General features: G+C 70.9%; 11 protein-coding genes. 6 read left to right on the top strand and 5 right to left on the bottom strand.

Annotated features, from left to right (window positions below; all coding sequences use genetic code 11):
• The first annotated feature begins 10 nt into the window (after window positions 1-10).
• Entirely contained in the window at window positions 11-1,339 is a 1,329-nt protein-coding gene (locus ACQP26_RS06285; protein ID WP_433495195.1) for an MFS transporter, read from the top strand.
• Window positions 1,336-3,093, top strand: coding sequence for a glycoside hydrolase family 2 protein (locus ACQP26_RS06290; RefSeq protein ID WP_433495196.1), 1,758 nt, complete (start codon window positions 1,336-1,338; stop codon window positions 3,091-3,093). The genes ACQP26_RS06285 and ACQP26_RS06290 overlap by 4 nt, the downstream gene beginning before the upstream one ends.
• Here the strand turns inward: ACQP26_RS06290 and ACQP26_RS06295 are convergent.
• Window positions 3,078-4,058 carry a DUF2804 domain-containing protein gene (locus ACQP26_RS06295; RefSeq protein ID WP_433495197.1) on the bottom strand — a complete coding sequence of 327 codons (981 nt, stop codon included), beginning with the start codon at window positions 4,056-4,058 and terminating at the stop codon, window positions 3,078-3,080. The two genes, ACQP26_RS06290 and ACQP26_RS06295, sit on opposite strands and share 16 nt — an antisense overlap.
• A gap of 21 nt (window positions 4,059-4,079) precedes the next feature.
• Window positions 4,080-5,558 carry a sigma-70 family RNA polymerase sigma factor gene (locus tag ACQP26_RS06300; protein ID WP_433495198.1) on the bottom strand — a complete coding sequence of 493 codons (1,479 nt, stop codon included), beginning with the start codon at window positions 5,556-5,558 and terminating at the stop codon, window positions 4,080-4,082.
• Window positions 5,559-5,671: 113 nt separating this feature from the next.
• Here ACQP26_RS06300 and ACQP26_RS06305 point away from each other — a divergent pair, with 113 nt between their 5' ends.
• Both ACQP26_RS06305 and ACQP26_RS06310 read left to right on the top strand, forming a co-directional pair.
• Window positions 5,672-5,980, top strand: a complete 309-nt coding sequence (locus ACQP26_RS06305; RefSeq protein ID WP_433495199.1) for a hypothetical protein — start codon at window positions 5,672-5,674, stop codon at window positions 5,978-5,980.
• Entirely contained in the window at window positions 5,981-8,635 is a 2,655-nt protein-coding gene (locus ACQP26_RS06310; RefSeq protein WP_433495200.1) for a DUF4132 domain-containing protein, read from the top strand. It abuts the gene before it with no gap.
• 27 nt (window positions 8,636-8,662) lie between these two features.
• Here ACQP26_RS06310 and ACQP26_RS06315 read toward each other — a convergent pair whose 3' ends face one another.
• Window positions 8,663-10,342 (bottom strand): Na+/H+ antiporter, encoded by a 1,680-nt coding sequence (locus ACQP26_RS06315; RefSeq protein ID WP_433495201.1) that lies wholly within the window; start codon window positions 10,340-10,342, stop codon window positions 8,663-8,665.
• A 180-nt stretch (window positions 10,343-10,522) separates the two neighbouring features.
• Here ACQP26_RS06315 and ACQP26_RS06320 point away from each other — a divergent pair, with 180 nt between their 5' ends.
• A complete protein-coding gene (locus ACQP26_RS06320) occupies window positions 10,523-12,883 on the top strand; it encodes a ricin-type beta-trefoil lectin domain protein (RefSeq protein WP_433496097.1) in 2,361 nt (786 codons plus the stop codon).
• Window positions 12,884-12,942: 59 nt separating this feature from the next.
• The gene (locus ACQP26_RS06325; protein WP_433495202.1) at window positions 12,943-13,680 is read left to right on the top strand and encodes a Clp protease N-terminal domain-containing protein; all 738 of its coding nucleotides are present in this window, start codon (window positions 12,943-12,945) and stop codon (window positions 13,678-13,680) included.
• 48 nt (window positions 13,681-13,728) lie between these two features.
• Here ACQP26_RS06325 and ACQP26_RS06330 read toward each other — a convergent pair whose 3' ends face one another.
• Both ACQP26_RS06330 and ACQP26_RS06335 read right to left on the bottom strand, forming a co-directional pair.
• Window positions 13,729-14,247 carry a hypothetical protein gene (locus ACQP26_RS06330; RefSeq protein ID WP_269701689.1) on the bottom strand — a complete coding sequence of 173 codons (519 nt, stop codon included), beginning with the start codon at window positions 14,245-14,247 and terminating at the stop codon, window positions 13,729-13,731.
• 108 nt (window positions 14,248-14,355) lie between these two features.
• Window positions 14,356-14,541, bottom strand: a complete 186-nt coding sequence (locus tag ACQP26_RS06335) for a DNA repair protein (protein ID WP_269701687.1) — start codon at window positions 14,539-14,541, stop codon at window positions 14,356-14,358.
• Window positions 14,542-14,639 lie beyond the last annotated feature (98 nt).

Consider the following 14,639-nt stretch of genomic DNA (forward strand, 5'->3'; position numbering starts at 1 on the left):
GGAGGCCGTCGTGTCCGCCACCCGGAGCGTGCTCACCCCGGCCACGTCGGCCGGTCCGGCCGGCCTGCGCCCCCGCACCTGGACCGCCCTGATCCTGCTCGGGCTCGTCGGGCAGATGGCCTGGACCATCGAGAACATCTACCTGAATCTGTTCGTGTACGACACGATCACCGACGATCCCAACGCGATCGCCACGATGGTCGCCGCCAGCGCCGTCACCGCCACTGTCGCGACCCTGCTGCTCGGCGCACTCTCCGACCGGACCGGCCGGCGCCGGTCGTTCATCGCCGGTGGCTACCTGCTGTGGGGCGTCTCCACCGCCGCCTTCGGCTTCCTGACAGTGGGTTTTGTGGAGGACATCGCGCCCGTGGCGAACGTCGTGCTGGTCACGGCGATCGCGGTGATCACGCTGGACTGCCTGATGTCCTTCCTCGGCTCGGGGGCGAACGACGCGGCGTTCCAGGCATGGGTCACCGACGTGACCGAGCCGGCGAACCGTGGCCGGGTCGAGTCGGTGCTCGTCATCATGCCGCTGGTCTCGATGCTGGTGATCTTCGGCGGGTTCGACGGGCTGGCCCGCGCCGGGAACTGGCAGCTGTTCTTCGTGATCATCGGTGCGATCATGGCCGTCGCCGGTCTGCTGGCGTGGTTCCTGGTCGAGGACAGCCCGTCACTCGTCCGGCACGAGGGCGGTTACCTGCGCGCCGTCGTCCACGGTCTGCGCCCGGCCGCCGTCCGGGCCAACCCGGGGCTCTACCTCGCCCTCGCCGCCTGGTCGATCTGGGGGATCTCCACCCAGGTGTTCCTGCCGTATCTGATCATCTACCTGCAGCGGTATCTGCGGATCGAGGGGTACGCGATCGTCCTGGCCGTCGTCCTCGTCACGGCGTCGGCGGTGAGCGTGGTCGGCGGGCGGCTCATCGACCGCGTCGGCAAGGTGCGCTTCCTGCTGCCGGCAGTAGTGGTCTACGGCACCGGGCTGGCGCTGATGTTCTTCGCCCGCGGCATGGTCCCCGTGATCGCCGCCGGGATCGTGATGATGTCGGGCTTCATGCTCGTGCTCGCCCCGATCGGCGCCATCGTGCGTGACTACTCACCGCCGGACCGGGCCGGCCATGTCCAGGGGCTGCGGATGGTCTTCGCCATCCTCGTCCCGATGCTCGTCGGCCCGTACCTCGGCGCCGCCGTGATCACCGGCGCCGGCGAGGTCTACGAGGACCTCGGCGTGGTGAAGCAGGTCCCGACGCCGGGCATCTTCCTCATGGCGCTCGCAGTGCTGGTCCTCATCGCGGTGCCGGCCGTGGCGCTGCGGCGGCGGGAGCAGGAGGCTCGGGCATGACGCTGCTGACCCCGTGGGGTGCCGCGCTCGACGCGGAGCGTGTCCTGCCCGAGTATCCCCGCCCGCAGTTCGCCCGGGACAGCTGTCTGAACCTCAACGGCCGGTGGGAGTACGCGATCACCGGTTCGTCCACCGAGCCGGAACGCTACGACGGCGAGATCCTCGTGCCGTTCTCTCCGGAGTCCGCGCTCTCCGGCGTCGGGCGGCAGCTCCAACCGGGCGAGACGCTCTGGTACCGCCGTCCGCTGACCCTTCCGGCGGGCTTTCACGCTGCCGGTTCGCGCCTGTTGCTGCACTTCGGCGCGGTCGACCAGACCTGCCGGATCTACCTGAACGATGTTCCGGTCGGCGGCCACACCGGCGGGTATCTGCCGTTCACCTGCGACATCACCGACGCGCTCCGCGAGGACTCCAACGTCCTGGTCGTGGCGGTCCAGGACGACAGCGACACCGGCCACCACTCCCGGGGCAAGCAGCGGTTGCGCCGCGGCGGCATCTGGTACACCGCCCAGTCCGGGATCTGGCAGACGGTGTGGGCCGAGAGCGTGCCCGCCGTACACCTGCGGAGCCTCACCCTGACCCCGCTCCTCGACGAGCGGTGCGTCGAGGTGACGGTGCACGCGACGGCGGATGCCGGCGACGCCGGCATCCGGATCCTGGCCGACGGGACCGCGGTGGCCGAGGCCACCGCGCCGGTCGGCGTGGCCGTGCGCATCCCGATCCCCGAGGTACGGCAGTGGAGCCCCGAGGATCCGTTCCTCTACGACGTGACCGTCGAGCTGGGCGCGGATCGGGTGCGCAGCTACTTCGGCATGCGCTCGTTCGGTGTCGGACCGGACCCCGACGGCGTGCCCCGGCTGCTGCTCAACGGCCGGCCGTACTTCCACGCCGGGATCCTCGACCAGGGCTACTGGTCGGACGGCATGTACACGGCGCCCTCCGACGAGGCGATGATCGCCGACATCGCCGCCATGAAGCGACTCGGGTTCACCATGCTGCGCAAGCACATCAAGATCGAGCCGCTGCGCTGGTATTACCACTGCGACCGGCTGGGGATGCTGGTCTGGCAGGACATGGTCAACGGCGGCAGCAGTTACCACCCGCTGGTCGTCACCGCGCCGGCGGTGACGCCGCTGCGGCTGCCCGACCGGGGCCGGTGGCGGCGCCGGTTCGGCCGTGCCGACGCCGGTGGACGGGACCGGTTCCGGGCCGAGCTGCGCGACACCGTCGAGCACCTGCGCAACGTGGTGAGCCTCGCCGTGTGGGTGCCCTTCAACGAGGGCTGGGGGCAGTTCGACGCGGCCCGGATCGCCCGCGAGGTCGCCGAACTCGACAGCACCCGTACTGTCGACCACGCCAGCGGCTGGCACGACCAGGGCGGGGGCGACCTGCGCAGCCTGCACGTCTACTTCCGCCGCTTCCGGGTGCCGCGGCGACGCGGGGACCGCCGGGTGCTGGTGCTGTCGGAGTACGGCGGCTACAACCTGCGCGTCGACGGGCACACCTTCAGCCGCAAGGATTTCGGCTACCGGCGGTGCCGGAGCGCCGAGGAACTGGCGGAGGCGTTCACGCGGCTGCACACCGAGCAGATCGTGCCCGCGATCCGGGCCGGTCTGAGCGCGACCGTCTACACCCAGCTGTCCGACGTGGAGGACGAGCTCAACGGTCTGCTCACCTATGACCGGCGCGTGGTCAAGCTTCCCGAGGACTTGGTGCGGCAGGTCAACGCGCGGCTGCGTCACCAGCGGTTCTGAGCTTCCTCCGCCCAGCCGACCAGGCCGTCCAGAGCCACCCGCTCGCCGTCGTCCGCCTGGGCCCAGCCGGAGAAGTGCCCGAAGCACTGGTGGGTCTCGCTGGCCACGACGCCGAGGTTGGTGCGGGAGACCTTCTCGTGGAACGGGTGGAACTCCACAGCGACCCGATCACCGCTGATCCGCCACGGCCGCAGCCAGTCGCGGCGGTCGTAGGTCCAGCGCAGTTCGGCGCCGAGCTTGTGCAGCCGGCCGCCGGTGAACAACGCGTTCTCGGTCGAGCTGGTGCCGTCGGTCCACTTGCCGCCGAGCTGGATCGACACGTCCGGTCCGCTGCCCGCCGCCCAGTTCCACGTGATCGCGTACGGCCATCTGCCCCGGCCGTGGTCGAGCACGGCGAACGAGTCGTCCGCGGCCACGACGTGGGTCGTGCCGTTCACCCGCAGCGAGCCGTGCACCGGACGCCCGACGTCCTTGACCGTGTACTGGAACCGGCGGGTGCTCCACGGGACCACGACGCCGAGCGACTCGTGGCCGGGCGGGAGCGGCACCACGAGGTCGATCTCGATGCCCGGTGCGGTGGCACGGATCGTGCTGCCAGCGGCGGTCTGGTCGATGTCGATCGACAGGCCGCCCCCGCGTGCGCACACGGTGCCCGCGCCGCTGACCGGCGGCATGACGACGCCACGGGCGAACGGGACCACGACGTCCTTGCCGGTCTCGACCTTCGTGGCGCGGTCGAGCACGTAGACGCCGTGCACCCCGGCGTAGTCCAGCGACGACGCGACGAGGCCGACGATGTGGGTGGGCGTGACGATCCCCCAGTACTCCCAGCGCTTGGCTCTTCCCCAGCCGCGCAGGTTCGCCCGGTGCAACGGCCGGCGGGTCCAGCCGACCGCGGCGGGGTTGAGCCGCCCGTCCGGCATGCACAGGTCGACCGGCTCGACGATCTCCTTCTCGTGCGTCATCGGGGGAGCGTAGCGACCGCCTCAGTAGTCGATGTTGATGGCGGCGACCTGCCGGCTGCCGTTGAACACGATCGCCGGTCCGGCGAAGCGGGAACTGGCGTACGTCAGCGCCGCCTTGTGCCCGGGGCTGTTGAACCACGCCTCGATCATCTGCTCGGGCGAGGAGTTGCCCGACGAGGCGAACAGCACCTCGTGCCCGCAGTGCTGCAGGCCGCTCGCGTTCAGGTTCTGCCGTACGCAGGACTCCGCCTCCCGGTGCTGGGCCGTACCGAGCTTGACCTCGGTCAGCCCGAGCGCGCGACGCCGCTCGTTGAGCAGCACCAGCAGCCGCCGTTCCGCTGCGGACAAGCCGTTGGACGTGGCGGTGGACCTGGCCGGCGACGGGGTCGGCTTCGGTGACTTCGAGGGCTTCACCGACTTGGCGGGGCTCGGACGGGCAGCGGTCGGGGAGGGTGCGAGCGGGCTCGGGGTGGGCGTGAGCGCGGGAGCGGTGGTCTCGGTCGCGGGCTGCGAGGCTGCCACGCTCGTCGGCTGCTGCTTCGACCCGCTCGGGTAGTTGGCAAGGATCAGACCGCCCCCGCCGAGCACGGCGACGGCGGCGACCACGCCGACCAGGGTCTTGGACAGGGAGAGCGTCGACCGCGCCCCGGCGCTCACGACCTGCGCGCCGGGCGGGACGGCGTGCGTCGGCGAGGCGACGGTGCGCAGGTGGTGCGTGACGTCCGAGGCGAGATCGGCCGGGATCGGGGTGAGCGCCAGGCCGGCCAGCAGCCGCTCGGCGGGGACCAGGTCGTTCGTCGGGCAGTGCGGGCAGTCCCGGATGTGGCGGGCGAACCGCTTGCGCCACACCGGTGCCGGCTGACCGTTCCAGCCCGACGCGGTGTCGCGCAGGCCGGCGCAACCGGGCCGGGCGGTGAGGGCCCGTACGACCAGCCGGGCGGTGTCCAGCTGCGCCCTCATCCGGGACACCCGCACGGTCACGTGGTGCGGGGCCAGCTTCAGGGCGTCGACCAGGTCGGCGCGGCTGAGGTGACCGGCCTCGACCAGCCACCACAGCGACAGCAGGTGGCGGTGGTCGTCGTCCAGCCAGCGCGTGGCCAGGACGACCTCCCGGCGCTGGTCGGCCAGGCGGAGCTGGGTCAGGGTCAGGTCCTCGAAGTCCGCGCGCGGGTCGATCACGTTGTCGATGTCCTCCGGCGGCGCCGGTGTGGTGTGCCGGCGCTGCGTGTGGGTGCGGATCTCGTTCATGGTGACGGCGACCAGCCACGAGCGGAACAGCTGCGGCTCGCGTACGCCCGGCAGCCCGCGGACGACGCTCAGCATCGTGTTCTGCACCACGTCGTCGACGTCTGCCGACCGGTTCAGTGCCCGGCCCACGATGTTGTAGACCAGCGGCAGACAGTGCGAGACCAGCTCGTCCATCGCCGCGCGGTCGCCGCGGCGTGCCGCGTCCACCACCGCTGACATGCCGGCCCTGCTCGGGTACGCGGGATAGGACACGCTCACAACCTCGCCTTCACGGAACGATCTCGTACACGGTGGAGACTGTCCGGTACGCGGTCAGGTCACACAAAATGTGTGCGGTGTCGGAGGAGAGCGCTATCTTCTCCGCCATGCCATTGATCACAGTCACCGACGAGGTCGTCGGTGCTTCGAGCACGCCTGCGTGGACCATCGAGATCTTCGAGGAAGAGGTACGCCTCGACGAGCTGATCCGGCGACGCGTCTTCCTGGAGATCGCCGAGTCCGGGGTGGACGCCGATCCGGAGGAGCGCACCCGGACGACGCTCGAGGCGTTCGGCCGCAACGCCTTCGTGGTGCTCGTCGACGACTGCCAGGTCACCGCCCTGGACGAGAAGGTCCGCCTGTACGCGGGATCCCGCGTCACCTTCCTCAAGCTCGTCCCGCTGGTGGGTGGCTGAGTGGACACGTACGACCCCGAGTCGGCCCTGCGCGATGTGGCCGCCACCGCCAAGAGGTGGTGGGGCCCGAGCGCCCAGAACCTCCACGAGACCGGCAAGCAGGAATTCGTCGACCGGGTGGTGACGGTGTGCGGCTGGGCACCGGCGGAGACGGTTCCGTCGCTGCTCGCCGCCCTCAAAGATCCGCACGGGCCCTACGATCTCGCTGCGCCGTTGGTCGAGCTGCTGCCGGAGGCCACCCGGAAGGTCGAGTCGGTCGCCGCCGCGGTGGCCGACCTGACCGGCGACGACGCGGATCACGACAGGCGTGTCGCCGCCGCCTCCACCCTGATCGACAGCCTGCCGCACCTGCCGTACCAGCACGAGGAGCCGTGGGACCGGGCCCGGGGCGAGGCGTGGCGCCGGACGGGGGAACTGCTGGCCGCGCAACCGGCACCGGTACGGCAGGTGGTGTTCGACGCGCTGGCGGTGCCGGGGCTCAAGAAGGACGGGGCGAGCAAGCTGATCAGTGCCGTGTGTTCCGGCGGCGGCCTCGACGGCTCGGCCTGGCTCGGCCGGCTGGGCACCCAGGCCTGGCTGGGATTCAACTACTGGAGTTGGCACCTCAACCGGTTCACCTGGGAGGCCATCCAGGCGGAGGCGGCGGCCGGGCGGGTGAACCCGACGGCGCTGGCGACCTGGCGCCGGACCGGGATCGAGCGCTCCCTGAGTTACATCAGCAACGAGGCCGACCGGATGTGGCCGATCCCCAACGTCGGTGAGCAGTGGGCCGACCGCGCCGTCGCCGACATCGAGGCGATGCCGGCGGATCGCCGTTCCGCGTGGGAGGCGCTGCTGGCGCACTGCCCGGTCGAGGTGGACAAGGCGAAGCCGACGGCCGGTTGGCGCAAGCAGGCCCGGTCGCTGCTCGACGCGGTGGGCGTCGACGCTTTCACCGCCCGGCTCGACGACTGGCTCCCGCTCGTCGGCCAGGCGCGCAGCCTGCCGCTGCGCATGACCACGTGCTGCCCCGGCCACATCAAGGACATGCCACCACGGATGATCGACCGCTACAACGTCGGGCTGCTGTGGGGACTGATCTGGATGCGGACGATGTGCCCGCCGTCCGAGCAGACACTGCGCAACCTCGGCCAGATCGCGGAACGGGCCGCCCGCAAGATCTCCGGCCACGGCCCGGCGAGCCCGAAACTGGCGAACGTCGCGGTGGCGGCGCTCGTCGACACCGATCACCCGGCCGCGCTCGCCCAGTTGGCGCGGCTCTCCTCGCGGCTGACCTACAAGAGCACCCTGCGCCTGGTGGAGAAGGGGCTGACCCGGCACGCCGAGGCGCGCGGCGTCAGCCGGGAGGACGTCGAGGAGATGGCTCTGCCCGGCTTCGGGCTGCCGCTCGCGGACAAGCTGGGCGACTGCTCGTACGAGCTGGAGGTGCGCGGCGTCGATGCCGTAGTGGTGTGGCGCAACGCGGACGGCAAGGTGGTCAAGACGCCTCCGGCGCAGGTGCGCAGCGAGCATGGCGACGAGGTGAAGGAGCTGAAGGCCACTGTCGCCGACGTCGCCGCGACGCTCGTCGCCACCCGCGACCGTCTGGAAGGGCTCCTGCGGCGCGACCGTTCGTGGACCGTCGAGCAGTGGCGCGAACGATTCCTGGACCACCCGCTGGCCCGTACCCTGGCCCGGCGGCTCGTCTGGACCGTCGACGGCGTGGCCTGCTGCTGGACCGGTGAGGCGCTGCGCACAGTAGACGACACCGTGTTCGAGCCGGCCGACGACGCGACGGTCCGGTTGTGGCATCCGGTGCTCGACCCCGAAGCGGTGGGGCCGTGGCGGGACTTCCTCACCCGGCACGCGATCACCCAGCCGTTCAAGCAGGCGCACCGGGAGCAGTACCTGCTCACCGACGCGGAGCGGGCCACTGGCGTTTACTCCAACCGGTTCGCCGCGCACATCGTGCGTCAGCACCGGCTCAACGCGCTGCTGTCCCGGCGCGGCTGGTCGTACGTCCAGCACCGCAACGACGGGGCGTCCTACAACCTGCCCTGGCTGGCCCTCCCGGACTGGGGGCTGCGCGCCGAACTGGGTGTCGCCGGGATCGAGGACCGGGACGACGACCTCGTGTTCGACACGATGGGAACCGACCAGCTGTTCTTCATCCGGGGCGAGCGCCTGCCGGTCCCGCTGGCGCAGGTTCCGCCGGTCGTGCTGAGCGAGGTGATGCGCGACGTCGACCTGTTCGTGGCCGCCGCCGGGGTGGGCGCCGACCCGAACTGGTACGACGGCGGTCCGGAGGGCCGGTATCGCGACTACTGGGCGCAGAACAGCTTCGGCGAGCTGACCCCGACCGGCCGGACGCGCCGGGACGTGCTGGCGGAGCTGATCCCCCGGCTGGCGATCGCCGGTCGCTGCACGCTCACCGACAGGTTCCTCGAGGTACGCGGCGACCTGCACACGTACCGCATCCACTGCGGCTCGGGCAACATCCTGATCGCGCCGGACGAGCGGTACCTGTGCGTCATCCCGGACTCGGCGAAGGCGAAGGAGCCGGAGATGTACCTGCCCTTCGAGGGCGACAGCCGGCTCGGCGAGATCATCAGCAAGGCGTTGCTGCTGGCCGCCGACAAGAAGATCAAGGATCCGGTGATCCTGCGCCAGCTGTGAGGCCGCCGGCGGGCGCCGGGCCCAGCGTCAGCCCGGCGCCCGCTTCGGCAGCAACGGCTCCTCGTGGTCGAGTTCGCGTTCCAGCACCCGCAGCTCCTCGTCCGGCAGCCGCCCGGAGTCACGCCACCGCAGCAACTCCTCCCGCTGCGCTTCGAGGACGCTCCGGCGGACCCGCAGCGCCGTCTCGTACTCCGGTGAGGTGGGCAGCTCCGACGAGCCGCTCTGCTGGATCAGGTCGAGCCGCCCCCGGTAGCGGGCCAGCCGGGTCTGCAACTGGGCCCGCGTGGTGTCGACGGCGACAGTGCTGTCCGGGTCCTCGGCGACGACGGTGTCGAGGCGTGCCAGCGCCGCCTCCACCGCTGCCGAGCGGGCCTCGTTGCGTACCCGGGCCTGGTCGGCCTCGTTGGCGCGCAGGCCGAGCCTCCGCACGAGCGGCGCGAACGTCAGCCCCTGCCCGACCAGCGTCACCAGGACGACCACGAAGGTGCAGAACAGCAGCAGGTCACGATCGGGGAAGGGGTCTCCGTTGCGGGTGGTCAGCGGCAGCGTGAAGATCGCGGCGAGGCTGATCACGCCGCGCGTACCGGACCAGCTCAGCGCCACCACCTCGCGGGCGGTCAGCCCGCGGGCGTTGCGGTCGACGCCGCCGAGCCGGCGTGCGGCGTCAGGGTCGTCGGTGTCGTCCTGTTCGGCGACGCCGCCGAGCCGGGTGTGCAGCGACCGGGGGAGCCACTGGGTCAGGATCAGCCAGGCGGGGCGCAGGAGCAGCACCACGCCGACTGACACGGCGACGGCGATGACGATTGTCGACGTCTCGTACTGGCGCAGGCCCCGCATGACGGCGGGGAGCTGCTGGCCGATGAGCAGGAACACGAAGCCTTCGAGGAGGAAGTCGACGAGCCGCCACACGGCGTTGGTCTGGAGGCGGGCGGCCCCGGAGCCGAACTGCGGCGTCTGGTGGCCGACGATCAGGCCGGCGACCACCACTGCGAGCACGCCGGAGACGCGCAGCGCCTCGCCGAGGAGGTAGGCCACGAACGGCGTCGCGAGCGAGATCGCGTTGGACAGCAGCGGGTCCGCGGTGAGCGGCCGGACCAGCCGTTTGGCCCGGGCGACGACCACACCCACCGCGATGCCGCCGGCCGCGGCGAGCACGAACTGTCCGACCGCGGCGTGGAACGAGAACTCGCCGCCCACGGCGGCCGCCACCGCGACGCTGAGCATGGTCAGCGCGGTGGCGTCGTTCAGCAGCCCTTCGCCCTGGATGATCGTGACCATCTTCGGCGGCAGGTTGACCCGGCGGCCAACGGCCAGGGCGGCGACCGGGTCGGGCGGGGCGACGGCGGCGCCCACAGCGATGCCTGCGGCCAGGGTCGCGCCGGCGACGAAGAGGTGGAACCCGACGCCGACGAGCAGTCCGGTGAGGAGCACCAGCACCACCGAGAGGCTGACCACGATCCGCAGGTTGCGCCGGATGTCCAGCAGGGACGAGTCGAGCGCGGCACTGTAGAGCAGCGGCGGCAGCACGACCATGAGCACCAGCTCGGGATCGAGGCCGACGTTGGGGCCGGGGAGCAGTGCGTACGCGATGCCGATGAGCGGCAGGAGCGCGGCGGCCGGCAGACCGGTCCGGGAGGCCACCCACCGTACGGCGATGACGACCGCGACGGCGGCGAGCACGAACAGCAGCGTCGAATGGGTGCTCACCCCGACCGACCCTACCCGCGCTCGCGAGCGGCGTTCGGTGGGGTGGGGCCCCGGGCCGGCGAGGCGTTGACCAACCTGTGGTGTGAACGCTAACATGCAGAAAATTTGATAGACACACGTCTATCTGGAGGTGGGTCGGTGTCCAGCAGGGTGAGCGGAGAACATGCGGCGTGGCGCCGGATGGCGTCGGCGGCGGTGGCCGCGATGGTGACGGCGTTCGCGCTGACCGTCCCCGCCGCGCCGGCCCGGGCGGCGACCGCCCTCACCGTCAACGGCGCCTCCGGCGGGCGCGTGCTCGACGGGGTCGGCGCGGTCAGCGGCGGCGGCGGAAACAGCAGACTCCTGATCGACTACCCGGAGCCGCAGCGCAGCGACATCCTCGACTACCTGTTCAAGCCGGGTTACGGCGCCGCGATGCAACTGATGAAGGTGGAGATCGGCGGCGACACCAACTCCACCTCCGGCGCCGAGCCCAGCCACGAGCACACCCGGGGCAGCGTGAACTGCAACCGGGGCTACGAGTGGTGGCTGATGGAGCAGGCGCGGGCGCGGAACCCCTCCATCGCCCTGGTCGGTCTGGCCTGGGGCGCGCCCGGCTGGATCGGCAACGGCAACTTCTGGTCCACCGACTCGATCAACTACCTCGTCGGGTGGCTGGACTGCGCGGCGACGCACGGACTGACCATCAACTACCTCGGCGGGTGGAACGAGAAGGGCTACAACACCACCTGGTACAAGAACCTGCGCTCCACACTCGACTCCCGCGGCTACGGCAATGTGAAGATCGTCGCCTCGGACGACTTCGGGTGGGGCGCCGCCGACGACTCGCTGCGGGACCCGGCGTTCGCCAACGCGGTGCAGGTCTTCGGCAGCCACTACGTCTGCGGCTATCGCAGCGCCCAGACCAGCTGCCCCAGCTCCGCCAACGCGATCTCCACCGGCAAGCAGTTGTGGGCCAGTGAGAACGGCTCCGACGACTACAACGCCGGCGCGCCGGCCCTCGCCCGGGGCATCAACCGCGGCTACCTCGACGGCAAGATGACCGGGTACATCAACTGGCCGGTGATCGCCGCCATCACCCCCAACATTCCCTGGGCGACCACCGGCGTGGCGGTGGCGCAGCAGCCGTGGTCCGGCGCCTACTCGATCGGCAGGAACACCTGGGTGATGGCGCACACCACCCAGTTCACGGCGCCGGGTTGGCGCTATCTCGACTCGTCCAGCGGCTACCTCGGGGGCAACCGCGGCAACGGCAGCTACGTCTCGCTGAAGTCCACGAACAACAGCGACTGGAGCACCGTCATCGAGACGCAGGACGCCGGCTCGGCCCAGCAGCTCGACGTCACCGTCACCGGCGGGCTCTCCGCCGGCACGGTACGCGTGTGGGCGACGAACCTCAGGTCCAACAACAGTGCCGAGCACTTCGTCCGGGGCGCCGACATCACACCGAACGGCGGACGCTTCTCGCTCACCGTCCAACCCGGCTACGTCTACAGCATCACCACCACGAGTGGGCAGGGGAAAGGCACGGCTGTCAGTCCGGTCCAGGGCACCCTGGATCTGCCGTACCGCGACAACTTCGACAACTACGCCACCGGGCGCGAAGCCCGGTACCTGATGGACCAGCAGGGCTCGTTCGAGATCGTCGGCTGCGGTGGCGGCCGGACCGGACAGTGCGTCCGCCAGATGTCCGAGCAGGCGCCGATCTACTGGACGTCCGGCCAGGCCGAACCGTACGCCCTGCTGGGCGATCTGACCTGGCGCAACTACACGGTCTCCTCGGACGTGCTGCTGGAGAAGTCCGGCTACGCCCAGCTCATCGGCCGCGGCAACACCTACAACCACCAGGGCCCGCAGAACCTCAACGGCTACTACTTCCGGGTCACCGACGGCGGCGCCTGGTCGATCCGGAGCAACAACACCAGCGGCAACTGGCGCACCCTGGCCAGCGGCAACACCGCGGCGCTGGGTACCGGACGCTGGCACAACCTCTCGTTGAAGCTCAATGGCAGCACCCTCACCGCGGCGATCGACGGCACCACCGTCGGCACCGTGTCGGACTCCGCCTGGGTGGCCGGCCAGATCGGGTACGGCACCGGCCAGGGCGTCACCGCCCAGTTCGACAACCTCGCGATCACGCCGGGCGACGGTTCCAGCGGCCCGACCGGAGAGGTGCGTAGCGCGAGCGCCAACCGCTGCCTCGACGTCAACGGCGCCAGCCAGGCCGACGGCGCGGTCGTCCAGATCTGGGACTGCAACGGTGGGCCCAACCAGCAGTGGACGGTCGGCACGAACAACCAGCTCACCGTGTACGGCAACAAGTGCCTCGACGTCCCGGGCACCACGTCCGGCAGCCGCGCGCGGATCATGACCTGCAACGGCGGCAGCAACCAGCAGTGGCGGATCAACGCCGACGGCACCATCGTCGGCGTCGGCTCGGGTCTCTGCCTGGACGTCAACGGGCAGGGCACCACCAACGGCACCGCGGTGCAGATCTGGACCTGCAACGGCGGCAGCAACCAGCGGTGGGTACGCGGCTGAACGTCGAGCACGTCAACTACGGGCTGACGCCATCGCAGCCGTCAACCTATGGTTGACGCATGGAGGAGACCCAGCCGCACAAGATGACCCATCCGGTACGCCTCGACGACCTCATCGACGGCATCAAGAAGGCGCACGCCGACGCGCTCGACCAGCTGGCCGACGCCGTTCTCGTCGCCGACCACCTGGGCGACGTCGCCGACCACCTGATCGGGCACTTCGTCGACCAGGCGCGCCGCTCCGGCGCCTCATGGACGGAGATCGGCCGCAGCATGGGCGTGACCAAGCAGGCCGCCCAGAAGCGTTCCGCCGCCAAGGCGGAGACCGCCGCCGCGCTCGACCCGAACTCCGGGTTCGGCCGGTTCACCCCGCGCGCCCGCAACGTCGTGCTGGCCTCTCAGGAGGAGGCGCGGACCGCCGGCAACGCCGAGATCACCCCCGGGCACGTCGCGCTCGGTCTGCTCGCCGAGCCGGAAGGGCTGGCCGCCGCCGCGATCGTGGCTCAGGGCGTACCCCTGGAACGGCTGCGGGAGGTCGTCACCGCGACGCTGCCGGCGGCGGCCGGCCAGGTCCCGGACCTGATCCCCTACGACGCGCGGGCCAAGAAGGTCCTGGAGCTGACGTTCCGGGAGGCGCTGCGGATGGGACACAACTACATCGGTACGGAGCACATCCTGCTCGCCCTGCTGGAGGAGGAGGGCGGTGACGGTGTGTTGAGCGGCCTCGGGCTGCAGAAGGACGCGCTGGAGTCGGCGTTCGAGGCGACGCTGGCCGAGATCACCCGGAAAGGCGCCTGACACCACGCCGGGCACGCGCCACGGGGGCGCGTGCCCGGCATGCGGGTGTCAGCCGGCGGCGGGGAAGCCGTATCGGGCGGCGTGCTCCGGGTCGGCGGGGTCGACCTGGCGGATGCCGGCGTCGGCCAGGCGCTTGTTGACCTCGTCGAGGTGCTCCCGGACCAGCCGGGCCTCCTCCTCGGTGACCCGGCCGCGGTGCGGGCGCCCGGCGTGCTCGATGGTGCCGTAGTCGATCTTCTCGGTCGCGCGGCGGGCCTTTGGCGGCTTGACCCGCTCGGCGGTACGCAGCAGTTGCGCCATCGGCACGTCGGTCGCCATCGCGTCGAACTCGCTGGCGGTTAGCACCACCCGGCGCGGCTCACCGTGGCCGTGCCGGTCGTGGATCTCCACCACCGCGACGTCGAGCGCCGCGTCGTCGATGCTCTCCACCTCGACCGGGGTGGCGTCCAGCTGCACGGGGCCGGCGACCAGGTCCGGGTGCTCCAGGACGACGACCTTGACCACCTCGTCGTCGGGGCTGAGCACCTGACCGGTGAAGTCGGAGACGTGGATCGTCTTCTTGCCCATGCGCGGAGCTTCTCCTGTCGTAGGCCGGAAATCGGACCACAAGACGCTACCGCACAGGTGTGCGAAGGCCGGTACGCCCGCCCGGCCGGTGTGTCGTCGCCCGCCCTCTCAGAGCGGCGTGAGGCCACGCCAGGCGGCGGTGCCGGCCGGCTGCGCGTTCAGCTCGGCCCAGGAGAGCGCCCGGTCGCGGACCTCGCGGTACGCCGGCTGCGCCGGGAACCGCCCGGCGTCTGCGGCGGCCCGCCAGCCGCGCTCCGCGTCCTGCTGGAATCGGTCATTCGGTTCGTGAGGCATGACCACTACCGTCCCAGAGAAACTTGTCCATGTATGAAAATGAATATGACGCAGGGTCGATGCCTTCGGTTCCGTGAAGCGCCGGACTTCCTGCGGCC

Source organism: Micromonospora sp. CA-248089 (genome assembly GCF_050948515.1).
Taxonomy (GTDB): Bacteria; Actinomycetota; Actinomycetes; order Mycobacteriales; family Micromonosporaceae; genus Micromonospora.